23 protein-coding genes are annotated in these 24,415 nt (G+C 65.6%); 1 reads left to right on the forward strand and 22 read right to left on the reverse strand.

Annotated elements, in window-relative coordinates; translation table 11 throughout:
• Positions 1-130 precede the first annotated feature (130 nt).
• From ltrA to ACN20J_RS36755, 6 genes are all read right to left on the reverse strand, one after another.
• Entirely contained in the window at positions 131-1,936 is a 1,806-nt protein-coding gene (gene ltrA, locus ACN20J_RS36730; protein ID WP_266761157.1) for a group II intron reverse transcriptase/maturase, read from the reverse strand.
• Positions 1,937-2,541: 605 nt separating this feature from the next.
• Positions 2,542-3,348, reverse strand: a complete 807-nt coding sequence (locus ACN20J_RS36735; protein ID WP_323183216.1) for a hypothetical protein — start codon at positions 3,346-3,348, stop codon at positions 2,542-2,544.
• 72 nt (positions 3,349-3,420) lie between these two features.
• Positions 3,421-4,041, reverse strand: a complete 621-nt coding sequence (locus ACN20J_RS36740) for an endonuclease/exonuclease/phosphatase family protein (RefSeq protein WP_266761159.1) — start codon at positions 4,039-4,041, stop codon at positions 3,421-3,423.
• Positions 4,042-4,143: 102 nt separating this feature from the next.
• Positions 4,144-5,199: a CPBP family intramembrane glutamic endopeptidase gene (locus ACN20J_RS36745; RefSeq protein ID WP_266761161.1), complete on the reverse strand. Its 1,056-nt coding sequence runs from the start codon at positions 5,197-5,199 to the stop codon at positions 4,144-4,146.
• A 346-nt stretch (positions 5,200-5,545) separates the two neighbouring features.
• The gene (locus ACN20J_RS36750) at positions 5,546-6,310 is read right to left on the reverse strand and encodes a hypothetical protein (protein ID WP_266761164.1); all 765 of its coding nucleotides are present in this window, start codon (positions 6,308-6,310) and stop codon (positions 5,546-5,548) included.
• 122 nt (positions 6,311-6,432) lie between these two features.
• Positions 6,433-7,374: a hypothetical protein gene (locus ACN20J_RS36755; protein WP_266761166.1), complete on the reverse strand. Its 942-nt coding sequence runs from the start codon at positions 7,372-7,374 to the stop codon at positions 6,433-6,435.
• Between the two features lie 525 nt (positions 7,375-7,899).
• Between ACN20J_RS36755 and ACN20J_RS36760 the strand changes: the two genes are divergently transcribed.
• Positions 7,900-9,237, forward strand: coding sequence for an acyl-CoA dehydrogenase family protein (locus ACN20J_RS36760; protein ID WP_419667586.1), 1,338 nt, complete (start codon positions 7,900-7,902; stop codon positions 9,235-9,237).
• A 1-nt stretch (position 9,238) separates the two neighbouring features.
• Here ACN20J_RS36760 and ACN20J_RS36765 read toward each other — a convergent pair whose 3' ends face one another.
• The 16 genes from ACN20J_RS36765 to ACN20J_RS36840 form a co-directional block, all read right to left on the reverse strand.
• Positions 9,239-9,811, reverse strand: a complete 573-nt coding sequence (locus ACN20J_RS36765) for a GAF domain-containing protein (protein ID WP_266761170.1) — start codon at positions 9,809-9,811, stop codon at positions 9,239-9,241.
• Complete coding sequence (locus ACN20J_RS36770) at positions 9,804-10,409, reverse strand: GTP-binding protein (protein ID WP_266761172.1); 606 nt, start codon at positions 10,407-10,409, stop codon at positions 9,804-9,806. The genes ACN20J_RS36765 and ACN20J_RS36770 overlap by 8 nt, the downstream gene beginning before the upstream one ends.
• Positions 10,399-10,770: a DUF742 domain-containing protein gene (locus ACN20J_RS36775; RefSeq protein WP_266761174.1), complete on the reverse strand. Its 372-nt coding sequence runs from the start codon at positions 10,768-10,770 to the stop codon at positions 10,399-10,401. Before ACN20J_RS36775 ends, ACN20J_RS36770 begins: the two co-directional genes overlap by 11 nt.
• A 1-nt stretch (position 10,771) precedes the next feature.
• Entirely contained in the window at positions 10,772-11,188 is a 417-nt protein-coding gene (locus tag ACN20J_RS36780) for a roadblock/LC7 domain-containing protein (RefSeq protein ID WP_266761176.1), read from the reverse strand.
• A gap of 29 nt (positions 11,189-11,217) precedes the next feature.
• Entirely contained in the window at positions 11,218-12,882 is a 1,665-nt protein-coding gene (locus ACN20J_RS36785) for an ATP-binding protein (RefSeq protein ID WP_266761178.1), read from the reverse strand.
• Positions 12,883-13,458: 576 nt separating this feature from the next.
• Positions 13,459-14,961 carry a hypothetical protein gene (locus ACN20J_RS36790; protein ID WP_266761180.1) on the reverse strand — a complete coding sequence of 501 codons (1,503 nt, stop codon included), beginning with the start codon at positions 14,959-14,961 and terminating at the stop codon, positions 13,459-13,461.
• A 292-nt stretch (positions 14,962-15,253) separates the two neighbouring features.
• Positions 15,254-16,093 (reverse strand): SAM-dependent methyltransferase, encoded by an 840-nt coding sequence (locus ACN20J_RS36795; RefSeq protein ID WP_266761182.1) that lies wholly within the window; start codon positions 16,091-16,093, stop codon positions 15,254-15,256.
• A gap of 1,080 nt (positions 16,094-17,173) precedes the next feature.
• A complete protein-coding gene (locus tag ACN20J_RS36800; RefSeq protein WP_266761184.1) occupies positions 17,174-17,965 on the reverse strand; it encodes a 3-deoxy-manno-octulosonate cytidylyltransferase in 792 nt (263 codons plus the stop codon).
• A 24-nt stretch (positions 17,966-17,989) separates the two neighbouring features.
• Positions 17,990-18,556: an NUDIX hydrolase gene (locus tag ACN20J_RS36805; protein ID WP_266761186.1), complete on the reverse strand. Its 567-nt coding sequence runs from the start codon at positions 18,554-18,556 to the stop codon at positions 17,990-17,992.
• Positions 18,557-18,560: 4 nt separating this feature from the next.
• Positions 18,561-19,682 (reverse strand): adenosylhomocysteinase, encoded by a 1,122-nt coding sequence (locus ACN20J_RS36810; RefSeq protein WP_266761188.1) that lies wholly within the window; start codon positions 19,680-19,682, stop codon positions 18,561-18,563.
• Positions 19,683-19,710: 28 nt separating this feature from the next.
• Complete coding sequence (locus ACN20J_RS36815) at positions 19,711-20,709, reverse strand: NAD-dependent epimerase/dehydratase family protein (protein ID WP_266761190.1); 999 nt, start codon at positions 20,707-20,709, stop codon at positions 19,711-19,713.
• 25 nt (positions 20,710-20,734) lie between these two features.
• Entirely contained in the window at positions 20,735-21,574 is an 840-nt protein-coding gene (locus ACN20J_RS36820; protein WP_266761192.1) for a phosphotransferase, read from the reverse strand.
• A complete protein-coding gene (locus tag ACN20J_RS36825) occupies positions 21,571-22,227 on the reverse strand; it encodes a histidine phosphatase family protein (protein ID WP_266761194.1) in 657 nt (218 codons plus the stop codon). The genes ACN20J_RS36820 and ACN20J_RS36825 overlap by 4 nt, the downstream gene beginning before the upstream one ends.
• Entirely contained in the window at positions 22,224-22,982 is a 759-nt protein-coding gene (locus ACN20J_RS36830) for a phosphotransferase (protein WP_266761196.1), read from the reverse strand. The genes ACN20J_RS36825 and ACN20J_RS36830 overlap by 4 nt, the downstream gene beginning before the upstream one ends.
• Entirely contained in the window at positions 22,979-23,821 is an 843-nt protein-coding gene (locus tag ACN20J_RS36835; protein WP_266761198.1) for a class I SAM-dependent methyltransferase, read from the reverse strand. Before ACN20J_RS36835 ends, ACN20J_RS36830 begins: the two co-directional genes overlap by 4 nt.
• A 31-nt stretch (positions 23,822-23,852) precedes the next feature.
• Positions 23,853-24,365, reverse strand: coding sequence for a topology modulation protein (locus ACN20J_RS36840; protein WP_266761200.1), 513 nt, complete (start codon positions 24,363-24,365; stop codon positions 23,853-23,855).
• Between the last annotated feature and the right edge of the window lie 50 nt (positions 24,366-24,415).

Consider the following 24,415-nt stretch of genomic DNA (forward strand, 5'->3'; position numbering starts at 1 on the left):
GGATCACCCGGATCGTCGGCGAACTCCCCGCGGATCTGTCGGGTAGGCCCCGCCCCTCTCAGGGCGAGGCCCCCCTCAGAACCGTGCGTGCGCCTCGTCGACGCACACGGCTCAAGCAGATCCCCAGGGCCTATATACAGGTATTCCTCTCCGGGTTCGGTCCGCCATCGCGAGCATGGAGCTGGCGGTGGCATTCCGTGTGGATGAGGACCAAGTTCGAGCGATCATCCGATCCACCTCGGCTTCGGTACACGACGTGATGCCTGTTGAGGGTTCGGGCTTTCGCGTCGAACCAGCGCGCCCATTCGCGCACGTCATCCGGTTCGTAACCCGCTCCCGCGATCAAGTCCAACCCGCACAGAGGGCATAGCCCTTTCTGTCGCGCAGCCAGGTAGACATTGGGACCGTCTGCCTGTGGGTGCTTGCGCTTCCGCGTGCGGTTGGCCCAGTACTCCGAGAGGCTGGCATCATCCTTCGATGCGGTCCCCTTCACAGGGATGTGCCTCACGATCCTGGTCCAAGCGAACTTGTACAGGTATCTGCTCGTGTCCTTGTCGCCGAATACCCAGCGGTCGTTCCGCTGAGGATGGAACTTTCCCCAGTAGCGGTCCACGATCCATGCCTTGGACTTTTTGGGGTGGCGCCATCGGGCCCACTTCCATGTCAACCGCCATACATGGTGGTCGAGTGAGGCGAAGGTCTCCGTGGAGACAACTCCTCTGTAGTAAGTGGCCCATCCCTTGATCAGGGGGTTCAGGCTTCTGACGACCTGTTCGACAGGAGCTCCCCGAAGAGCCTTGACCCTTGCGTTCATCTCCCGCTTGATCCTACGGATGGAGTCCCGGCTCGGTTTGATGATCAGCTTGCCGTCGTACTTCCGAACGTTGAACCCCAAGAAGTCGAATCCGTCTTCGAGCTTGACCACTCGGGTCTTCTGCTCATTGAAGGTAAGCCCTCTCGGCATCAGCCATTCTGAAAGCGCGAGCTTCACATTCTCCGCTTCCTCCTCCGAGTGGCAAAACACTACGAAGTCGTCCGCGTACCGCACCGGGCGAGGGAACTTCTGGAGCGTCATACGGTGCATTCCTGCCCGACGCCCCAAAGCCTCCTCCATACCGTGCAGCGCGACGTTCAGTAGCAACGGACTGATCACACCGCCCTGGGGAGTTCCCTCCTCAGTGGGTGCGAATCGTCCCCTGTCCATTACGCCCGCCTTCAGCCATCGCTGGATTGCGTCCCTGGCGGGGAAGCAGCCCACCGTCCCTGATAGATGCTCATGGTCGATTCGATCGAACGCGCTCGCGAGGTCAGCGTCCAGTACCCAGGGTTTCCGCGACTTGCGGGTCGAGACGGTCCGGAAGATCTTCTCGATCGCATCGTGGCATCCACGCCCAGGCCGAAAGCCGTAGCTAGCCCCTTCGAAGCGCGCTTCCCATTCAGGCTCTAGAGCATTCTTCACCCTCGCCTGCTGGGCTCGGTCCCTGATGACAGGGATACCGAGCGGCCTCATCGTTCCATTCGCTTTAGGGATATACACCCGGCGAACAGGCTTGGATTTCGAGGCCGAGACAGAGGCCAGCTCCCTTGCCACGCGCCCTCGGGCGGACGGATTGAGAGCTTTCTCGCCATCGATTCCAGCTGTTCGTCGTCCGACGCTCTGCATCGTCACCCTCTTTACGCTGACGAGCGTGTTCGAGTGAGACTTGAGCATCAGTCGCTGAAGATTGCGAACTCTCTTGAGGTCGCCATCCTGCGTAGCCTTGAAGATTCTCTGCCGAAGACGCCGTACGTGCCCCTCTGCTACTGGCCAGTTGACGCTGTGCCAGTACTGCGCATCGGAGACGTCCGAAGCTCCATTCGCTGGCTCACGATCGAGGGTCGCGATTGCCGCATCCCTCGCCGTTGCCGCGTCTAATTTGCACTTCGGTGCCGACATTTCGCTTCGCCTCTTCAAAGATCCACCTGACCCACGTGGGCTCCCTTTCGGGACCGGCCATCGAGATCGGTATCTGCCCGGTTATACGCAGCGGATGAGGCTCCGCGGCCTGCGCTTTCCCGTGGACTTTCGCCCTGGCAGCATTCGCTTCTTGGGTCATCCTTCCCCGCACAGGAGTTCACCGTCGTTACCTTTGGTCTACCGGCCGCAAGGCCGGACCCGTACGGGATTTCCATGTTCCGCTCCACTCAGATGCGCTCAAGGAGGGTGCCTCCTATACTCCGGGGCCAGTGGTAGTCAAGCCGCCTGCAAGAAGGGGCAGGTGGCCACCTTGCGCTTTCCAGCGCCAGGCCCTTCAGCCGCCGAACAAATGCCATTGCGCGACCTTGGTATGACGAAGCCTCATCGGAGGTTCACTTGCGTTCACCCACTTGAGCTTTCCCGTGCCTGTTGGCTGCGAATGGCCCGCAGCCCCTTGGGCTTCGTGTCAGTCGGCTTAGCACGACCCCGTTACCAGGACCGCACCCGACTTAGGGAACCGGCCGCGTGACTACTTGGCCGGGGAGTTATCTGCCTCTTGATTCCTCCACTGATGTTGAGCGACTTCATGTCGCACCCTCCAGGAACCACCACAGCAGATCCCGGCCCTCCTGGAACAGATACGCCTGCCGCTCACGCGCGCCGGACCGCCGCGCACCCTTGCCCTGGACGATGAACCGGCCCCACTGACCCAGTTCCCAGTGGATGTCACCGATCTTCACGGCGCACAGCTCCGCTGCCCGCACCGCCGAGATGTACGTCAGCTTCGCCATCACGTAGTCCCGGCAGGCCACCGGGTACTTCCTCGCGTCCGGCAGCGAGCTGCGCCATAAGGCGAAGAACTCCTTCGTGGCCCGCTTCGACGGCGGGATCCGCAGCCCGAAGTCACCCCGATGAACAGGGCGGTTGAAGGGATCGACCGGCGACTCGACGGCCACGCCGAAGCGGCGGGCGATCTCCCCCGCGTACCGCTGCTCGAGGAAGTGGTAGTACCCGTCGATCTTCTGCAGCTTGCCGCGCAGCGTGGACGTCGCACGCCTTCCGGCACCGGCGAAGTACTGGTCCAGGTGCCGCGGTGTGATCATCCACGGCGGCAGATTGTAGAAATCGCAGACCTCCACGACAGGTTGTACCTGACGGTGCAGGGTGGTGGGCGCCAACCCGGCCACGTCGCGAGCCCACAGGTACTCCATCAACGTGTCCTGGAAGAACGCCTCAGCATCGCCGTCCGTAACAGTCGCGCCCGCCCGCCGCTGCAGCGTCACAACGTCCGCCAGCCCGGTATCTACGGGCGGCAGCACGGGCTCCTCAGGCGCCGTGTCCGGGGCCGGAGGCTGCACCAGCGTCAGCCAGCGTGTTCCAGAATCTGCCACGGATAGGGAAGTTACGACGGTTACTCGCAGAATCCGAGAGTTACTGCCGAGATCTCACACTATCGAGTGACGTCAGACTTCAAGGCATCTACCTGCTGAAATGCGACTTCTCGGCAGGTCAGGGCAAGAACGAACCTGTCGGGAATCCAGTAAACCAGGCTTGGCGCCGCCGGTCGTCCGGTAGATGCTCTTGATTCGCCAGCCTTCGGCGCGGCGGGCGTCCTTGTTGATGGGATGGCCGTGGTACGAGGCGACTAAGGCCGGTTCGCCGATGCCGAGGTCGAAGCGGGCGGTGGTGAAACCGTGCCAGAAGTCGGGGCCACCGTAGGGCCGATAGCCGCCGGGGACGACGCCCACGGACTGGCTGTTCCACAGCAGTGCCGTGTACCACGAGCGGTCGGAGTTGGACGCCATGCAGGTGCCGTACGGGTAGCCCGGCGTGACGTCAACGGCCGAGGTCAGACCGCAGTCGGCGGCGAAGGCGTGGATCGTCGCAGCGGCTGCCGCGTCCCACTCCCTCTTCTCGGTGGTGCGCTCGTCGACCACAACTTCCTGAAGACCGAGCACGTCCGGATCAATCTCTCTGACGGCGGTGACGCGGTCCTTCCAGGCCGTGGTGCCGCGCGCTTCGAGCCTGAGCTTGTAGGCGTTGAGGTTGGCGATGCGAATTGTGCCCACGGGATCCTCCGTCATGGCGGGCCGGATGGTCGGATGCTGTCCCGGTTGGGGTGTGCGGTCCCCGCCGTCGGCGGGGACCGCACGGACGGGCGCCTAGGGGGCAGGACTGCCGGTGCGTCAGTCGACGGACCTGGCCCGCGATACCGCGCGGGGGGAGGCGGTTTTTGTCGCAATCCAGGCCCAGAAGGCCGACAGGAGTAGGAGGACGATCATCGGTAGGAGCGGCACGCCGAACAGGATGCTGAGGGTGTTGTAGGCGGCGTGGGCGAGGACGAGTGGGATCACCCGGCGGTAGCGGTGATATAGCCACCCGGCCGTGATGCCGGGCAGCAGTGTGGCGAGCATGGGCAGCAGTCCCAGGTAGGCGTGGGGCAGGGCGCGCATCAGGGCGGCGACGGCGAGGTTCTCCCACAGCGGCCGTCGCACGGCCGTCAGGATGGCCACGACCAGGGCGGTGGCCAGGAGTTCCTCCACGGTGGCCGACCAGATGCCGTGGACCAGGTGCGGGCCGAGGTCCGGCACACCGGCCGCGGTCGCCTGATCCCCCTCAAGATCGGGACCGGGCAGCCGCTTGAGCACGCTCATCAGCCAGACTGCCGTGCACAGAACTGCGGCGTGGGCGTAGAAGACGAGTTCTCCCTTGGCCCGCACGGCTTTGGTGTGCTTGCTGAACAGCCGTTTCAGCGCGGGCGGTTTGAGCTGTTGGAGGGTGACGTTGCACCGGGCGGCGGCTTCTACGCAGAGCCACACCCAGATCACCAGCTCGGCCAGGTGTCCGGCGACCTGGGTGGAGGAGCGGTCCGCGGCGAACTCGCCCGCCTCGTCGGCTGCGATCACGGCGAGGGCACCCACCAGGACGACCACCCGCGGCCATGGCAACCGTGAACCTGCGGTGCGGGGCCGTGTGAGGATCAGCCACAGCAGCCATATCGCAGCCCCGGCGAGGCCGATCAGCCGTCCGACCTCCTCGACCCGCAGGGCCCCGGCCGGCACGGTGACCCCGTACAGCTGAACGGCAGCCAGTACCGCGCCGACCAGGTGAGGGCCGCCGGCGAGTGCGTACAGGGCCAGGACGGTGGCGTACCCGCGGGCCGCTGACCCGGAGGCGGGTGGCTGGTCGGTGGCAGGCCGCGGACTGGGGCCGGTGCGTGCGGGGGTGAAGGGAGAGTTCATGGATTGTCCGAATCGGTGAAGAAGGCAGGGGGACGGCGGCCCTGGTGCCAGGGCCGTTTGGTTCAGGCAGGAGGAGGGGCCGGTTCAGCGGGCGAGCGTGAGGATGCTGCCGAGCGTCGACAGGCCGAATCGCAGAATGACCAGGGCGTGGTCGGTCACCGTGGCAATCTCGTTGGTGGCCGCGACTTCGACGCTTTTCAGGGCCGGGGCGATGTCGAGTCTGCTGTAGGGGAGATCGATGGGCTTCCGTCGCTCGTGGGCCGGTGGGTGTCCCGGTGCTCGCCGCGATGAGGGCCGTCAGTACGGAGTCCCCCGGCATGCCGCCGGGCAGGCGACTGGGGTGTGCTCACCGCCGAAGTGAGGCCGGGGGTTGGCTGAGCAGCGACACCGGGGCGGCGTTGCCCGCCTCCGGCGGGGTGGCAGGGTCTTGGAAGTGCTGGATACTCCGGACATACGGCTTGCAGTGCGGGTCAGCGGTGTCCCCCCGGCGCACCGTCCAGGCCTGGGAGCCGACGGTGATGTTGACCGTGCCCGGGCCCCCCGGAAGGCGCGTGTGGACGATCCTGGCCTGCTCCGCCATGGCGTCGAACGTGCTGAGGAACGTGTCCGGAGGGACGAAGCCTGTGCCGGGGGCGAGGCGAGCGAAGTCGAGGAATGCTAATTGGCTCAACCGCATGGGCAGATGGGCGGCCGTACGCAACAAGTGGCGCCAGGCGTTGTGGCTGCTGCCCTCGGGCGGCGGGGCAGGGCTGTCGACAGGGCAGAACCACGTGCTCCGGCCCTCGGGAGGTGGCGGGCTGGGGGTGGCAAGACACTCCTTCTGGCCGTGGTCTGCCAGGTAAAAGGTGACGCGGTGGAGTTTGTGCTCAAGGAAGAAGCAGTGGCACAGGCCGTCTTGGACTACGTATCGCTTGGCTGTGTCATAGCGCCAGCTGCCGACTTCTGCCAGGTCTGCGAGCATCGGGCGAATCAGTAGTCCGGCCACCCAGGGGTCGATGCCGTGGACCTTGCTCAGATGACCGGCCAAGGGCCAGGGCACGGTCAACTCAGGGCTGTAGGCGTAACTGGGGTTGATGGGTGAGTCGATCCCACGGCGAAGACCAGTGATCATTTTCCTGACCTGAGGTTGAGGAGTTGGACGTAGGGGGTGCCGCATCGCCAGGGGACACGTGATCATCCGGGTGCAGGCAGGGGAGATGGGGGCGGCAGGAGCCGGGGCTGTCCGAGCAAGGGTCAGGCGGCGGATGGAAAGTGCTGGCGGTAGAGCTCGACGAGGTGGTCGTGGTTGTAGGTCGCGAGCACGGTGTCGTGGTCGGACAGGCCCTTCATCTCGATGACTTCGAAGCTGACCAGGGCGGGCAGGAGCATCCGGCTGGTGAAGATGAGGTCGACGCGGTGAGCCGGGCCATGGGTGTTCGACGCTGCGACGGTCGGGGCGACCGCTGCCAGGCCACCGCCGCCGGGCGTGAGCGCGGCGTGGCGGGCGACGTCCTCAAGTTCGGCCGTCAGCAGGATCCGGTTGGGCTGGGAGTCCATCACCCGTTGGCCGGGGGCGATCTCGTAGCTGCGGTGCGCGCGGTGCTGCGGATCCCGGATCTGCGTGAGTTCGGGGATGGGGGCCTCGCCGGGGACGAGCCGGTCGGGGTCGACGTAGCTGTTGCAGTCCTGGCCGATCGCGAGGACGGGCAGCTTGCGTGCGATGGTGCCGGTGCTGGTCTCGTACGTCTCGACGCGGTCGGCGAACCGGGTGACGTCGTCTGCCTGGGCCGCCCGGAGCGCGGGCGAGTTGTAGGACAGGTGGGTGCAGGCCGCTACGAAGTCGACGTCCTTGGTGCCGCGCAGACGCAGCGTCATCGAGACGGGATGCAGGAGCCAGGCCGGCCACTCGGCGGTTTCCCACACGGTGATCTGCTCGAAGACCTCCGGGTCGTAGTATAGGGCCGTAGAACCCAGCTTGGGACCGAGATCGCCGCTGAGACTCAGGATGCGCTTGGAATCGTTGAATAGCTTTCGGCCCGCCCCGCTTTGGGCATGACCGGGGTTTTCCTGGCGGCACAGGATCGTGGGGCGCAAGGCGGCCAGACGCTGGTGCATGGCCAGCCACTTCTCGCGGTTGCCGCCGCCGTTGCGTTCGAAGTTGCAGCTGACGACCCTGATGAGTCGACGCGCCTTCATGATCGTCCCTTCGAGGCTGACGGGTTCCGGGCGGAATCGCGGCGGCTCATGTGAGTGTCGGTCTTCCTAGGGCTGGGGACGGTTTCGACGGGCCGCGGAGCGGCTGGAGGGGCGCTTGCCCCTGGTGGGAGGCCATGCGACGCCGGTGGGTGGTCCGTTCCCGCGGGCGACGGGGGGCGCCTACGGGAGCGGACCGCCCAGGTGCCTCAGGACTCCCCCTACGCCAGGTGGGGTTGACCGGCTGGTTCGCCGGTCCGGTTCGCCCTGGGCGAGCCATCACTTTGGCTGATGGCCGTGATCGCTGCTACTGGGCGTCGGGGTCGTTCAGCGGTCGTTGGAGCGACGCTCTGACCGTGGGACCTGAGCAAACCAATACTTTTTCCCCCGCCGGTGACTCAGTTGGTTCACATCGTCGGGCAAACGATGCTTGAACGATGGAGGGGTGGTGGTGCAACGAAAGCGATAAATCGTCACGGTGGAGAGGCATCCTCACCTGCGGCGCCGGACTGCTCGGTGCCTGGCGGTGTGAGGCAGCGCCTGCCGGGGCTGGTGATCCGTCCGGTGGGCGACGAAGCCGTGGTCGGTCTTGGGGGCGGTGGCCGTGCGTACGCTGTGCCGCGCGAGGCCGGCGGCCCCTGTACGGGCCTGTCGAGGGAGGGCTTGGTGTTCGGTTGCTTCACCACGGAGCTTCACGATGAGCTGCGGGCTCTGGTCCGGGCGTTCGGCGAGGCGGAAGTGGCGCCTCGGATACCTCACTGGGAGCAGACGCGTGGCGTCGATCATGAGCTGATCCGGAGGGCTGCTCAACGGGGTTGGATCGGTGTCACCATCGATCCCGTGTACGGCGGGATGGGCGCGGGACACCTCGCGAAGACGGTCATCATCGAGGAACTGGCCCGGGCGTGCGGCGCGATGGGTGCCGCGGTCCAGGCGTCGTTGATCCCGGTCGCCATGATCATCAACTATGGCAGTGACGAGCAGAAGACCACCTGGCTGCCACTGATCGCGGCCGGCGAGTGCCTTCCCTCGATCGCCGTGACCGAGAAGGTCTCCGGCAGCCAGATCGCGGGCATTCGGGGGCGGGCCCGTCGCAAGCGTGGCGGGTGGCTGCTGAGCGTGGAGAAGACGCACGTGGGCAACAGTCACGTCGCCGACCTGCACTGCGTCGTCGTGCGGACCGGCACGGGACGGGGCGGTTTGTCGGCGTTCTTGGTGGAGAGTGAGCGGCCCGGTGTCTCGGTGCGCCCGCAGGTGTCGGCGATGGGGCTGAACGGGTTCTCGTTTGGCACCGTGGTGCTGGACGAGGTGTGGGTACCGGAAGGGAACCTGCTGGGGGCGCTGGGTGACGGGGAGGACGCTGCTGATTCCTCCAGCGTTCTGTACGGGCGGGCCAATCTGGCCGCGGTCTCACTGGGCGTGCACCGGGCCACTGTTGAGGAGGCCCTGTGTTTTGCGGAGGAGACGGAACGCTACGGCAGGCCCTTGAGCCGGCTCAGTACGGTGGAGCAGCGGCTGGGGCAGATGGTGGCCAACCTAGAGGCGGCCGGGACCCTCGCCTACGCGGCGGTCGACCTGCAGGACCGTGGTCTGGTGTGTGACGGTCCGTTGATGGCGGCGAAGCTGATGAACTACGAACTCGGCGTGGAGTCGGCGCGGTTGGCGATGGAGGTCCATGCCGCGTGCGGGGTGTTCACCGACCGGCCGCTGGAGCGGTTCTTCCGTGATGCCCAGCCGATCTTCGCACCGGCCGGGACCTCCGATGTGCAGCGGCTGCGGCTGGCCCGGCTCGCGCGGGGTGCGACGGCGGGAGGGCAGTGGTCTGAGCGGTTTGCCGCCCCCGCGCCGTCGATGATGCCGGTGTGAGCTATGACAGTGCGGTGATGCGCTGGTCGAGGAGGTACTGGCCCTGCGCTCCGCGTTCCTTGATGTAGGCGAGCATGCGACGCCCGTCTTCCATGGGCCGCGCTTCTCGGCCCACCACACAGATCGTCATAAGAGGGATGCCCATCTCCTTGTCGATCAGGCGGATGCCCATGTAGGTGCGGATGTTGACCAGGTCGACGACCTCGTTGCCGGCGAAGTCGGGCTTCATGCACACGTCGGGAAGAGTGAGGGGTTTCGTCCGGTCCATGGTCTCGGGGCAGTAGCCGTGCTCCAGAGGCATGACGCGTCCCACGGCCGCGGCCAGAGCCTCGGCCTCGGCAACGGAGCCGAGCTCGTCGGCCGAGGGCAGGTGCAGGCCGGTGAAGAACTGCCGGTCCGAGATGGCGTTGACCATCGCCAACGCCCCGGGGACTCCTGACCCGCGGGCCAGGGCGCCGGTGAAGCGGTCGAACTCCTCGTCAGGATGGTCGGCGAGGCCGAGCTGGTGCAGCCGTGCCAGCCGGTGGGGGGTTTGGGCATGCAGGCTGCGCTGGGTAGGCGTGAGGTCAGACATGAGGTCTCCGGGCGGGGGAAGGGCGAGTGTGGTGTGCGCGGACGGCCATGGCGTGGGCGTGCTTGACCAAGGTGATCAGCACATGGCGGCCCGATCGGGGGTCGCGGGCGTCGCAGCCGATGACAGGAATGTCCTCATCAAGGCGCAGCGCCTCGCGGACGTGTCCGATCGGGTAGCGGGCAGAGCCTTCGAACTGGTTGAGGCCGACGATGAAAGGCAACTCCAGCCTGAGGAAGTAGTTGATGGGGTCGAAGGAGTCCTCCAGGCGGCGGGTGTCGGCCAGGACCACGGCGCCGATGGCGCCTTCGACGATGTCGTTCCACATGAACTGGTAGCGCGCCTGGCCCGGGGTGCCGAAGAGGTAGAGGGCCAGATTCTGGCTGCCCAGGCTGAGGCGGCCGAAGTCGAAGGCCACCGTGGTGCTGGTCTTGGCCTCCACACCGTCGAGGCTGTCCGTGCCGATCCCGGCGGTGGTCAACTGCTCGTCGGTCGAGATCGGTTCGATCTCGCTCGTGCGGGCGACCAGCGTGGTCTTGCCGGCGCCGAAACCGCCCGCAACAACGACCTTCAGCTGGCTTATCGGCTGTTCAGAGGGCATGGAGACCTGCAAGGACTCTCTCCAGGACGTCAGGGTCTTTGGGGTCTTCCTGGCGGGCGGCCACGGTCATCAAGACTTCCTCGGTGATCAGGTCGGCAACGAGGACTTTGACCGACTGCACCGGCAGCCGTAGCCGCCAGGCGATCTCGGTGATCGTGAGCGTCTGTGTCCGGCACCACCCGAACGCGGCCGAGCGTTCTGCCGCCCCCTGGGGCGGGTGTTGGGCGGTGCGCCGTGCCTTGACCAGGGTGGTGCGCTCCAGCTCCAGGCGCGGACGGGTGCGCCCGCCGTTCACGGTGTAGGGGCGCAGCCGCGGCGGACCGCTGCCGGGGGCCCGAGCAGCGCGTTCGGAGGCCGACATCTCAGCCGGCCACAGCGGGCCGCACCGGGGTACCCAGGATCGGTGCCGCCCGCTTGGACAGCATCCGCATTTCATAGCCGACCTGGCCCACGTCGACACCCCGCTGCCCGAGTACCGCCAGCACACTGTTGTCGCCGACCCTCGCGGCGAACAGCAGCCCCGCAGTCGTCTCCAGGAGCACCTGGATCCCCGCGGCGCCCTCGGCGTCCGGGAAGAACGAACTCACGTTGCCGCACAGCGAGAACGCGCCGGTGGCCAGCGCGCCCAGCCGGTCCGCGTCGTTCTTGTCGATGCCGTAGAAGTACTTGAGCATCCCGTCCGAGGACGCCACCGCCGCGCCGCTCGCCAGGGGGACAGTGTCGACGAGGTTGGACAGCAGCCAGTCCAGGCCCACTTTGTCGGTCGAGGTGTCGCTCACGATCTTCTCCTTGGATCAAAGGGTGGGGGTCAGTTGGAGGGGGCCGGTCCCTGCGGTCCTGCGCTGTCGTCGTCCGCGGCGGACTGCCATCCACTGGCGAACTTGGCCGCCAACTGCCAGTCCTGTTCGGCCCGCGGGACTTCCGGACGCGCTGCGGCTCCCGGCTGCGCTCGCTCAAGCCGTCGCTCGTTCGCCTCGGGAATGTGGAAGGGGTCGGGGCGCACGGCAAGCGGAGGCAGCGGTCCGGACACGTCGTGCACACCGCCGTTGACCAGGTACAGCGCGGCCGTCTCCGGATGAACCGGCGGCACGGGAGCGGGGGCATGCCCGTCGGCCCGGCCCGTCGGCACGTGCAGGTGGGGGACGGACACCTGAAGTGCTGCGGCCTGGGGGGCGGGGACCGTGGAGCCGTGGCGTTGAGGCGTTGCAGGCTGCGGACGGGACGCGGGATCCCTGGGCGCCGGCGCACGGGCAGTCTGCTGCGAGGCGATCTCCAGGCTGCCGGCCTCCAGCAGCGCTTCGGGCACGACCACAGCCGCCCGTGTACTGCCGTAGATGTTCCGCCGCAGTTCGACGGTGATGCCGTACCGGCGGGCGAGCGAGGCGACGACGAACAGCCCGTTGCGGCCTTCCGCGATCAACTGCCCACTGATGTCGGAGTGTTCGGGATCGGCAAGCAGGCCGTTCATCATGGCGAACGACTCGGGATCCATGCCCACGCCCTTGTCGTCGATCTCCACCAGCAGCCCGCGGGGGATCAGCGAGGCTTGCATCTCCACCTGCGTGGCGGGATCGGAAAAGGCGGTGGCGTTCTCCAGCAGTTCTGCCAGCAGGTGCGTCACGGTGGCCACGGCGAACCCCGGGAGGCTGGCGTCGGGAGCGGTGACGACCTTGACCCGCGCATAGTTGTGGATCTCCTGGATCCCCATCCGCAGGACGGCCTTGACGGACGCCGGGTCCTCGCTGCGTGAGGACTGCACGCCGCCCATCACCGCCATGCTCTCCGCCGCGCGCTGGATCCGGGTGATGTCGTGATCCACGCGGAACAGTGCCGCCAGGTGGTCAGGGTCCTCGACATCCCGCTCGACCTCGTCCAGCGTCGCCAGCGCCGCCCGGCCCAGACTCTTCAGACGGCCGGAGAAGTTGACGAACACCTGCACCCGCTGACCCTCCGCCTGCGCCATCGCCTCTCCCACCACCGCCCTGTAGACGCCCAGAGCACGCGCCAGATGAGCAAACGGATGATCGCCCTCCACTGGCGGCGCAGGAGGGGACACGACGGGGCGCTGCCCCCGCCGTAGCCGGATCCCGGCGTGACGGGCCTCCTGCTCACTGGCGACCACCTGCTTGTGCAGGTGCTCCAGCCACGCTGCAACCAGCTGGTTCTCGCCCTGGACTTCCCGGGCCGCTGCCAGCGCCTGACGGCACGCCAGGACGAGCACGATGACGCCTGTCGCCACGGCACCCGTGAGTACGGATGCGGACACATCTCGGGAGAGAGCCGCCGCCGAGATGAACAGGACAGCGGCCACCATCAGCAGCAGCACGCCCGCAGCCGGGACAACCGCCAGCCGGATCAGCCGGATGCGCAGCTCACGGGCAGCTTTGTCGGGGGCCCTGCGACCCCGGCGGTGACGGACTCCCTCACGAACTGGGCTCGGCGTTTCGCGGGTGGGCGAAGCGAATTCAGACATCGATGTCCTCGAAACGACAGGATGGGTAGTTCTTTGACTTGGTGCCGCTAGCCCATGTCCGCTTGATACCAACGGACGTGCCGCCCAGTACTGGATCTGGGCAACGGCATCAGGGTGCCGACCGCCAAGGGGAAGCACACGACGTCAAGGCCGATCGAGCATCTCCGCTGGCCAGTAGCCAACGGCCCTGAAGGAAGATCTACTTCCTGCGGCATCAGGAGTAACGACAGCTTGGTCGTTGCAACCGGTCGGCGCTACACCGGTAATAGTCGTTCGTGAGTCGTTCAGGGTGTAAGTGGGTTGCTGAATGCGTCAGATTCGGGCTTTTCGAATGACTCGACGTCTGGAATGGGGTCGAGGCGTGCAGAACGACACCGGAACGATTGGTCCTCCGGAATTGGATGCCTCAACACTCGATCCGGAGTCGACCTGGAGAGGCGCCGACTGTCTACAGCCGGTGGCCGGACCTGAGCGAAGGGGATTCACGAGCGTCACGCATGACGAATACGGCCTTACATCTCGCCGAGAGACCACCTCAAGCCCCGATGGCCGAAGCGGGCGTGGCATTGCAAACCTTCAGGAGGTGGGATCGAGACCACCGAGAAACTGCAGGGCTCTGTCGATCTCGCCAGTGTGGATCAAGCGACTGCGCGTCCGCAGCAAGCCGGTCGTGCCGTACGAGCCGAGTTCACGGCAGCGCTCAATCAGCCGGTCCCACCCGTGCCCAAGGCCGAGATAGTCGGCGAGCGCGCGGATCCGCTCGTGGGACGTGGCACCGTCGGCAACGCTGCGAACCTGAGCGTGGTGCATTGCCTGTGCGAAGGCGTCCGTGGCACCGTTACCGTCGACGCACTCAACGTTCCATACCGCATCAGGATCCAGCCAGTCGGCCACGACGACACGCTCGTCCGATCCAAGGTGGAACTCGGGGAGTCGGGAGTACTCCTCCTCGGTGCAGACCCAAACGGTCAGGCCGTATGACTCCATCAACGCCACAGCCAGCAGCAGCAACAGCCTTTCGTAGGGCTCGCTACTGTGCACAGCCGACTCAGGCACGCACAGGGCGCAGCCGGGTGCGCCGTCGAGACCGGCAGAGTGGTCTCGCATGAGCTGAAGAATGCCGTGGCGCTCGCGGAACAGAAGCCAGGCCGCCCCTTGCTCACCAAACTGCGCTCGTGACCACATGACAGGACTCACGTTGCTGACGAGCAGATGACGCTGCACGAATGCCGCGCAGGTGCGAGAACCGAGCCACAGGGCACCAACGTTGGAAAGGTCCGCATAGGCAGTTCTGGCCGCAGCCGATAGTCCCCGTTCCAGGTGGACTTCGAGTCGTTGCTGCTCTACATGGAGAGCGCAGTCGTCGGCGAGAAGGCTGTCGTCCACGTTCAAGCACGCCCACAACAGTGCGTACGTCATGGGGTCGAGCCGGTACTGCATGGGAATGGGAAACCGCTGCACGGGCATCGCGAGTTGGCGTCGAGCGTGCGCAGCATCCAACGCATACAGATCGTCGGCGCCTTGGGCGCCCAGAGATCCGAGGAGCAACGCCCTGCGCCTTGACTGGGTGAAGTACCTCAGATGCTCAAGGTCCTCTGGCCCGATCAGGACGCAACTGGGTTGAAGTGCTGCTTCGTACATCTGGACCGCGACGGCAGTCCCGTCGAGGATCCGCAGACCGTCCATGTGCCAGACGCCACCGGTGCCCGGCACCGGGGCCGCCACGGACAGGAAAGACGTGTCGAACTTGACGTCCAGGCCGTGCGCGGCAGCGAGCGAGGCATCGTGAAGTCCCCTGGCAAGCACGAGTTCTCGCTCCGGTGCCGGCCCGAGGATTTCCTTGACGGTGTAGCCCAGCCAGAATTCGATGACCACTGCGGCTTCACCGCGCGGTTCTTGTGTACCAGACAGCCACCGCTGAAACGTGGTTTTGGTGACAGTCCTCACCCTGGCCAGACGTGGATTCTCATAGTGCTTTGCCGCCCGAGCGCCTGCATTGGCAAGCTGAGCCACGAAAACTTCGTAGCGCAGCCATCCTCGCTTTTCCAGCACGGCGTAGAGGAGCGTCGGGCGACGCATGACTCTCTTCTCCTTTGAATTATGAAGTGCTCGGGGCGATTTAAACGGCGATACCGGGATGGTCCCTACTATCGAGCCGAGGCTGTCGTCGGACGGCCTCTGGGCGCGTAGGGGATCGTCTGTGGCGAGTACATCAAGGCACTTCTACCGATCCCCAGTACAACTCTCACGATGTTGAGGTCGAGGACGGCGCTGGCGTTGCCCAGCTCTGAGCATGCGTTGATCATTGGGCGTGTGGATCGCGTGATGGGCGCGGCGATGCGCACCTTCCGGTCTCTGCGGTGGCGGGCGCTCATCGGCCGCTCTCCTTCCAGGCCATGCCCACGTACGACGCAGCCTCCTCGCCAACCGGGTGCTCCAGCGTCATTTCCTGAGGGGCTGCCAGGCCGGGTGCAGACAGTGCCCAGCCGTCGAACAAAGGCATGACCTCGTCGCGTGACCGCAGGTAGAGCGGGCAGCCAGCCTTTGCCATGAACTTGGCGGCTTTGCGTATCGGTTTTCCAGCGAAGTCTGCGGTCGCGTGGGTGATCACCAGGGCGCTGCCGGGTGCCGCGATCTCCTTGTATTGGTTGATGAGCACGGCCACGGGGTGAGCGGGAGTGTCTCTGATGTGGTGCAGTACGGACCCGAACAGCAGGATGACCGGCTCGTGCCAGTTGATTGTCTTCAGCACTTCAGGAGATGCCAGGACGGTTTGCGCGTCGCATACGTCCGCCTCCAAGTGCTCCAGGACAGCGGGTGCGGGGGCCTGGAGCAGCGCGCGACCATGGGCGTGGACAGTACGGTCTCTGTCGATGCAGACCACTCGTGCGTCTGGCTGGACGCGGGTGATCACCTCGACGGGCGAGGGGCGGTGAGGCAGCCCGCATCCGAAGTCGATGAGCTGTCGGACTCCGGCGATGGCCAGTGCCTGGATCATGGCTAGGACGTACTGCCGCTCGTAGTGAAAGGCATCCGTCAAGAACGGCGCCTTGGCGTTCATGCGTTCAGCCAACTCACGATCGCGCTCGTAGTAGTCACGCCCGCCGAGCAGATAGTTCTGGATCCGCGCGCTGGAGGTCCAAGCGGGAGAGTCGGTTGGGGCCGTCGAGCCGGAAGAGTGCGCCGGCACGGCCGCGTGGTCAAAGAGCATGGGAGGCCGTCTCGCTGTAGAGGGCGGTCATGGGAGGGAGGCACCAAAACGGACCGTTGGGCCTGCGGGACCAGAGCGGGTGCCTGGTCTCGGTCGCCACCGGCCCCAAGCGCTTCGGCGCTGGTTCACCGCGAGCCCACCCCTGCCTGGTGCTCTCCCCAGGAACAGAGCAGAGTTCGCATTGCCCCCACGTGTAGAAGGTGAGCCTGCCGCGCAAGAAGGTCACGGCGCGCGGCGTCGCGTCGTCAGTATGGATTCGCTTTCCGGTCTCGGCGTCCTGCGGGATGTCGCTGTGGAGCTTGTGCAACTGGAATTCCGGGTCCATGGGTCCGGCGAGGAACTGAGCACCCGAATGCAGGTAGTTCTGCGGATCGGTCATCGTTCCCGAGCCCCGGGGTGCCTCGTGAGGATCGACGTTCCACGCCGGCCCGGCCGGTCGGAGGGAGGTCAAATTGTGGTGCATCCATCCTCCTGATCTTCGATCGCGGATCCGGGTCACATTGCGGGAGAGATTTGCCGTGGTGCCGAGTGCACGTCGGAGGTAGCGATGTGGCGACCGTAGCGGCCACTCGGCGGACGAGTGGAACAGAATGTTCCAACTCGTTCAGAGATCCGCGACCTTGTACTTGGCGGACAGCGCGCCGTGTTGGCGTGCACGTATTCGGGAGTCAGTCTGAGGCGTCCGAACGATCCTCGGGCGCGTACCATCGTCGTGGTCCATCGTCTGACGCGCCGCAAGCCGGTTCTCAAGGGCTGCGAGGCAACATCGGGGCGTGCGCTTACGGTCATCACAACCACATCACCTCGCGATGTGAAGCGGGTCGCGTGGTACGCGAGTGGACCCTACGTCTATCGGCCCACTCCGTTCCGATTGCAAGGTGCGAACGTGGACCAACTTCAGAGTAGGATCGCCCAGTTGACCTATTCTTTACCGTGCGTCGCCCAGGCATCCGGATCCTTGCGGTGCACGTGGAGATCGTTCGTAGGGTTCGCGGCTTGGATCGGTGACTGATCGATGATCAGTATGGGGTTCCTTCGATGCTCTTGGTTGGCGATGGTTCTTGCTGCCTCGCTGAAGTGTCAATCACTGCTGCTGAGCGAAGTGAACTCTCCAGAGCCTTCCAGTAAAATCTCGTGGGCCCTCTTGAGATCCATTGGGGTGTCCACGGAGAGTCCACTCTCGGCGGACGGAACCATTCGCACCTGGTGGCCGTGCTCGATGAGTCGAAGCATTTCTATTCCCTCCGTCCGTTCAAGAGGCCCTCGACCGCATTGCCGAAAGATGTCAAGCCCTCGTCTCGTGAAGCCATAAAGGCCAAGCTGCCGCAAGTAGGTTGGGTACTCGTCTCGCGGGTATGGGATCGGCTGTCGGGAGAACATCAAGGCGCGGCCGCACTCGCCGATGACGACTTTGACGACGTTGTGGTCAAGTGCCGATGCAGCGTCGCTCAGCTTCGAGTACGCGTTGACCGCCACAAATTGATCGTCTAGGTGGGCGAGTGCTTCGGATACGGCGTCGATGGCGGCAGGGGTGATGAAGGGCTCGTCCCCTTGGACGTTGATATATGCGTCGGCCTCGAAGTGTTCTGCACATTGTGCGACACGGTCTGTCCCCGTGGGCTGGTCACTAGTCATCACGCAGCGGATTCCAAGCTGGTGGCAGGCGGCTTCTATGCGTTTGTCGTCGGTTGCAACGATCGCGTCGGCAATGAACCTTGCGTTTGTGCACTGTTGATGGACGTGCCACAGCAAGGGCATGTCGTCCAGAAGTGCCAGGGGCTTGCCGGGAAACCGTGAGGCTCCCCACCGACAGGGGATGATGGCGATGTGCCGGAGTCCTGCCGGGTGCGGTATCGCTGCGGTGGCAGCCATCGCGGTCTCCTTGCGATTGACGACTCAGGTGTGTGTGGTGGGTGTGAGGAGAGCGAGCTTGGCTCGAAGAGCCGGCGCGGCTGTCTGCTCAGCGGGTCGCCATTCGTAGCCTGTGGTCTCCTCCGAGCAATGGACCACTTGGTGCGTAGCGACGAGGCGAAAGACGAAGCGGAAGTCGATGTGCACATGGCCTGGTTCACCCTTGACCGGATTCGCGCCGATGCCGTGCACGTCGATGTCGAGCGGGACTGTCTCGAATCCGGGTAAGGGGGCGAGGGCCTCTCTGGGGATGCCGACTTCTTCGAAGAGTTCCCTCAATGCTGCGCTGGGGAGGTCCTGATCGCAGGGCTCGTTGTGTCCGCCCGGCGCTAGCGTCTTCCTTGTCGCTTTGTGGTGGATGTGCAGCACTGCGTTGTTCTGGTCGAGGACCACGGCGCTGCATGTCACATGGGCGGGCAGGGTTGCCCGATTGGTTGGGTCATCCGGGCCATCGAGGGCCTCGAAGAGGAGGGCGATTCCTGCCCGCTCGCCTGGGTTGCGGGCCAAGTACGCATCGGTGGTGTGGCGGATGTGGGATCGGGATGGGGGCATTTGATCACCTTGCGAAGTGGTCGAGCCAAACTGTTGCGATGGCGTCGCGGTCGGTTGCGGGGAGCTCGTGGAGTCCGGAGTCATAACGGTTGCCGCTGAGAGCGGCAGTGGCCGCGAGGATCTCGGCCTGGACGAGATGTATGTAGGAGCCGACGGCTGCCCCGTGCACGAAGTTGACAGCTCCGCCGTCGGCGAGCATGTAGAAGTAATGGCCGGTGGTCTCGTAGCGAGTCATCTGTTGCTCGACGGGAGTGCGCCGGTAGAGGCCGTCGAGGGAGCCGAGGTCGAGTTCGTCCTCGGAGGAGGTCACCGAGGCGACGTACGCGCCGTTGCGAAGGGCCTCGAAGTCGCGTTGCCGGAGTGCCATGTTGCCCGTGGCGCAGAGGACGAGTTCGGCGTCGCGGATCGCCTCTGCGCAGGACGCGGTTGCCCAGAAGCCTTGGGAGAGGGCTTGCACTCGTTTGACTGGATCTCGGTCGTACACGGTGACCCGCAGGTCATGGGCGCGCAGCGTCTGAGCAATGGCACGGCCGACCTTGCCGAAACCGATCACCACGGCGCCGCGGCTGGTGAGAATGTCTCCTCGGCTCCGCACCAGGGCGTCGGTCGAGAACACAATGGACCGGCCCACGAGGTGGTCCTCGCAGTCCTTCAGCGGGGAACGAGCCACGGAGATGACGGGGCAACGCAGTTGATCGAGTGCCGCATACCGCTGGTGTCCGTTCTCGGTGTCCTCGACAACACCTCGGATCCGGCCAGAGAACTTGTCGACGAGGATGTCGAGGCTGGGGGCGAAGTAGCCGCCGATGTCGAGTAGTACAACGTCTCGGCCGGGCACCGTGGTTTCAAGGTAGTCGAGGGCGCTGGTCGCGTCGGAGAACAGATCGCGGCTGAGATCGTGGACGGGGTAGGCGTGGCGGACTTCGGACAGTGCCGACTCTCTGACGGACCTGGGTTTGGGCAGTACGGCTGCGACCGTAGAGATGCGGGCCATCGCGGCGAGGAACGCGGGTCGTTCGGGGAGTAGGTGGGTGATGATCAGGGAGCTGATCTCGCCGTCTGTGGGGAATTGCTCGGTGATCCGGCGGAAGTAGGCTTGCAGCCGTGCTTTTTCGGGGCTCTCCACAGCAACTCCAGGACGGTCGTGAACGGGGTCAGGCGGCTGCGTTGTCGTAGGCGGACTGCGTCATAGTCCGCATTTGGGCGCGTAGGCCGTCGTGTAGATCGACTGCCGGACACCAGCCGAGGAGCTCGTTGGCACGGCGAGGATCGGCCCTGGTGACGGGTACGTCGCCGCCAAGTGCTTTGTCCGTGTGAATCTGGATGTCACGGCCGACCAAGCTCTCAGCGATGTTGATCACTTCCAGCAGGGAGACGTTGGAGCCGCCGCCCACGTTGATGATGCCCTGGGCATTGGGTGCAGCCGCGGTGGCCGCAGTCGCAGCGACCGCGTCGTCGATGTAGGTGAAATCCCGTCGCTGGTGCCCATCCCCGTACAGACGCAGCGGCTGTCCGGTGAGGGCGGCCTTGAGAGCGCGGTGAGCGAACATGTCGGAGCGCTGTCTCGGGCCATACACGCTGAAGTACCGCAAGGCGACCACGCTGATGGGACGGTCGCCCCGGGCGGCGTGAGCCAGACAGAGCTGCTCCTCGGCGAGCTTCGTGACCGCGTAGGGCGAAGCCGGCCGAGGCACGTCGTTCTCGCCGCTTGGGCCACCGCTGGTCGATCCGTAGATGCTGGAGGAGGACGCGACGACCAGTTGGGGCACATTCAAGCGCGTAGCGGCCTCGATCAGGCGCTGGGTGGCGAGGATATTGGAGCCCACGTAGTCGTTGAACTGCGGTCCCCACGATGGCCGTACGCCAGGAACCCCTGCCAGGTGGAATATGACGTCCGCGTCGAAGAGAACCGGGTCGATCGCGCAGGTGAGCAGATCGGCGGTGATGTGCATGTACTTCGGAAACCCGTGGAGGGACGCGAGGTTGGTGCCGGCAGTCTGATCGGTAGCGGGGTTGCGTCTGTCGACGCCGACCACGGTCGCGCCAGACTCCAGCAGCGCCTGGGCGAGGTGGGAGCCGATGAAGCCGGCGACGCCGGTCACCACGGCGCGCCGTGGGGTTTCGGTGACCAGGGAAGAAGGGCGTTCTGACACTGGATGCTCCTGGGTTCGGGGGCGGTTACTTCAGCCGGGAAAGGACGCTCCCGCCGTGGGCACGGAGGGCGATGTCGTCTTGCTCATGGCCGCGGACGAGCGCGGTGGCGGCCTCGATCGCGCCGAAGAGCTCCAGCAGTTGCTGCTCGGTCCCGGTCAGTTGAGCCCCATAGCCGTCGAAGAACGCCTCGCGTAGGTGGGGCATGGCCTGCCAGCGGCGGTACTCAAGCCGGGCGAAGTCCCGGACACGGGCATCCCGGCGTGTGTGCTCGAAGTCGCAGATCCAGAACCGCCCGGTAGCTACGAGCCAGTTTCTGGGCTGGTAGTCGAGATGGCAGATCGAGCTGTCCATGGAGCTGTCCGCCAGTCTGGTCGCGGAGTGAAGGAGCCATCGGCGCTCGCTCGTCGAGATGAGGTCGGCTTGGTCGGCCTTGGCAGTCCAGGAGCGGAGGCGCTGCGCCAGTTCCGAGCCGATCGCATTGCTGGTGCCCATCGAATTGGCGCGGTGGAGCGTGCCCAACACGAGTCCCGCAGCGTGGTGCGCTCGCTCCTCCTCGGCCGTGTCATGTTCCACGGCTGCGGCGCAGTCCCCGGGGAGGGCAGTGAACAGGAGCGTGTACGTGGAGTCCTGTCGGCCGATCAGCTGGGCGGTGTAGCCGCGGAGGAGTTGCTGCCACATCAGATAGGCCTGGGCCTCCTGGGCGTACCGGTCGTGCCGGGTGTGCTGTTTGGCGAGGTATGCCTGTCCACGGGTGTCCACGAGGCGCAGGAGACGCGGCGGAAGGGTGGGATCGGGGACGATCCGGATCGCTCCGACTGTCTTGCGCGCAAGTTCGAGACGCGGGTCGTCGAGTGCGGTGATCACGATGTAGTCCGCGGTGTCGGAACAGCCAAGTGGGCAGTGTCGTTGTGGCAGTTGAGCATCCATCGGCGCTGGCCGAACCGGTTGTGATGGTGTTGCCAGCGGGTGACGGACGCGTGGTCCACGGTGAATCCCGCAGGCATGCCCAGAGGGATCGCAAGCAGCAAGGTGTGCGCGACAATCACAGTCTCGCCGTGGGCGGCGACGAGAACGCGCTCGCCCTCGTACTGCTCGATGAGTTCGTGGAGGAAGGCGCCCGCGCGCTGCAGGTAGCCGTTCCAGGTGTCGGAGCCCGCCGCCCAAGGGGTGTCGGGATGGGCGTGCGGTCCGCCGCTGGCCGCTGTTTTCACCTCGGGCCAGGGCCTACCGTCGGCTGCACCGTGGATGGGGCCGTCGAGACCGGTCTCGGTGCGCAACGGTAGCCGCAGGGTCTGAGAGAGGATCTCGCCTGTCTGGTGTAGACGCAAGCGGGGGCCGGCGCAGAGCGCGGTGAACGGCTGGTCCCGGTGTTCGGCGGCCAGGCGAGCAGCGGCCTTCTCGACCTGTAGATAGCCGGCATCAGTGAGGCCGGTGCAGGTGGCAGGGCCACCGACGACACCGTCGACGTTGCATTGGGCTTCACCGTGACGGAGGAAGACGAGTTCGGTGGTGATCACGACAGGTCCTTGATGCGATCGGAGGGACGGGGGCGGCCGTAGCCGTGGCGTCCTACGTACGGGGCAGTCAGAACGGCGTGTAGAGCGAGGAAGTCGTCGAGGCAGTCGCGGTTCGTCGTACCGAGTTGTCCGTCGTGGCACGCGGCGGCTTCGTTGTAAGCGGCCAGGGCCTTGCCGACGCTCTCCTCGGGAAGCGGTCCGTACGTCAGGAGCAGTGACGTGATGAGCTTGGCCAGGTCGTACGCGAACGGGGCCAGCGTGAGGTCGTCGGGGTCGACGGCGAAGACCGTGTCGTCCTCGGTTATCAGGAAGTTCCTCAGGTTGCTGTCCTTGTAGAAGGCGGCTGGTCCCTCGGCCGTCGTCCTCAAGAGGGTCAGCATCGCGATCAGTGCGCTGTGAGTCGGGAGATAGCCCTGTCGGTGGCGCTGGCGCAGTGCTGCTTCACGTGGGTGGAGGTAATCGTCGAGACTCGCCCCGTCGCCGAAGTGGTGGGGCGTTTCCACATTGGCCTGGTGGAGATCGCTGACCCATGCGGCGCCGTGGGCGTCGCCCAGCAGTCCGGCCAGCGTTGTCAGGTCCTCCGCTGCGGCGTGACGGCCCTGGATCCGTTCGACCGTGAGACTGGTCGGGCCGATCACCCTCAGCGTCGGCTGCCTCAACGGCTTCGCATGAGCAGCGAGCCATGCATAGTGCTGTGCCGCGGCGGCGGCCTGCTCCGCGGTGCCGTAGAACTTGGTGAAGTAGGTGATCGTCACGGCCTGCCTCCCCGGGGCCCGGCGACCACGTACGTGATCGTGGAGTTGGTAGCGATCGGCCGATCCGGGAGGAATTCGTGCAGCGTCGCGGCGAGTGCGGCCGGCTTCCCGTACAGGCCGGGGGAGAGGTCGTACTTCGGATTGGTGGCCAGGTATTCCGCGATGTGGTCGTGCCCGTCGAACGTGAAGCTGTGCTCCTCGTGCTCGGTCGTAATGACGTCGAGTGACAGCTTCACCAGATCGGCGAGGTTGCGGCTGTGCGCGGAGACGTAGAGGCTCTCGTGGTGCGCGGCCCGGGCGTCGAGGCCGGAGGTCGCGACCAAGGTGTCCAGCTCCCGGTAACTGTCGCGACTCTTCGTGATGAGCACAGCTAAGCCCTCAGGTGCGAGGACACGGGCGATCTCTGCGATGACGTTCTCTGGACGGGGCGAGTGGTAGAGGCAGAAGGCAGCGACGGCCAGATCACATGCGGCGCTTGCCACGGGCAGCTGGTGGAAGTCTCCCTGGAGGAAGCTCACCCCTACGTCTGGGATGCGGCCGACTCGTCGGCGGGCCTGGGCGACGAGTGCTGGGGCCGCGTCCAGGCCGACGAGGCGGACCGGGCGGAGTCGCTCAGAGAGAACCTGGCTGCTCGTTCCGCGGCCACAACCGATATCCACGACGAGACCGAGGTTCTGGGCATGCCGGTGGTGCACCTTCACCAGCTGGACCATGACGTCGGGTACCGGCCGACCTGCGGTCTTGGCCCGCATCAACGCGCTTGACCGGCCGGCCAGCCGAGACGGATCACCGTACAGGTCGGCCTGACGGGCAGGATCTAGGAACGGGTTGTCGCTCATGCCGCCCACCCCACTCGGGGGCGAGGCTGGCTCAGCTGTGCTTGCCGGCGGCCTTCCGCAACCAGCTCCGCGTCTGCCGCCGGTTGGCCAGCAGCACCACTTCGGCTCGGCCGGCGGCGAACTGCTCGATCTTGGACATGACGCGAGGACGCATCTTCCTCCGGTACGTCGCCACGTACTTGATCACACCCCAGTGGATGCGGTTGTGTACGCCGTTCCCCTTGTGTCCAGCTCCGTGCCGGATCTGCCGAGAGAAGATCCCAAAGAGCGCCGCAATGGTCGACACGTCCATCAGGACCACCGTGTCGCACGCTTCGAGCCGGATCTGCAGGGTCGAGTTGTAGTTGCCGTCGATCACCCAACTCGGCTGCGCGACAAGTTCGCGCTGCAGCTCGGCGAACTTCTCCTTCGGCAGCTCGCTCCATTCGTCGTCGTAGAACGCGGCGTCCAGATGCGTCACCGGGGCATCCAAGATCTTCCCCAGCTCGCGCGCGACGTAGGACTTGCCGCTGCCTCCGCAGCCGACGATGGCGACCTTCCTCATGGTGCTCCACTCTAGGCGTGCTCAGGTGTCCGGACGGCTCGGCCGCCGGA

The sequence above is a fragment of the Streptomyces sp. 2-1 genome, assembly GCF_048564895.1.
In the GTDB taxonomy this organism is placed as follows: domain Bacteria; phylum Actinomycetota; class Actinomycetes; order Streptomycetales; family Streptomycetaceae; genus Streptomyces; species Streptomyces phaeochromogenes.